Origin of the sequence: Paraburkholderia sp. SIMBA_030, from assembly GCF_046535245.1 — a bacterium.
Classification (GTDB): domain Bacteria; phylum Pseudomonadota; class Gammaproteobacteria; order Burkholderiales; family Burkholderiaceae; genus Paraburkholderia.
In genome coordinates this window covers 1-250 of sequence record NZ_JAWRXB010001204.1, presented here as the reverse complement: position 1 = coordinate 250, position 250 = coordinate 1, and the positions used below count along the sequence as shown (strand labels likewise).

General features: G+C 55.6%; 1 pseudogene. It reads right to left on the bottom strand.

Annotated features, from left to right (window positions below):
- Positions 1 to 62 precede the first annotated feature (62 nt).
- Positions 63 to 250: pseudogene (locus SB772_RS43850) on the bottom strand (cell division/cell wall cluster transcriptional repressor MraZ); the annotation flags it as partial.

Genomic DNA, 250 nt, shown 5'->3' with positions numbered 1-250 from the left:
GGCGAGAGCCTCGACGGCTTCGTCAAGCAGAACGGTGATGTGGTTAAAGCCGCTCTCGATAGTCACAGGACCAAATCACGCAGTTCAACAGGCATGGCGCCCGGTTGTTGAATAGCAGCCAGGTCAGCGGCAGAAACCGCATCCCAGGCATCCTCGTCCCACAATTGGAACTTGTTCAGTTGGCCTACCTACATCGCGCGCTTACCCAACTTGGCATATTCACGAAGACGCGGTGGAACCAGAAAACGAC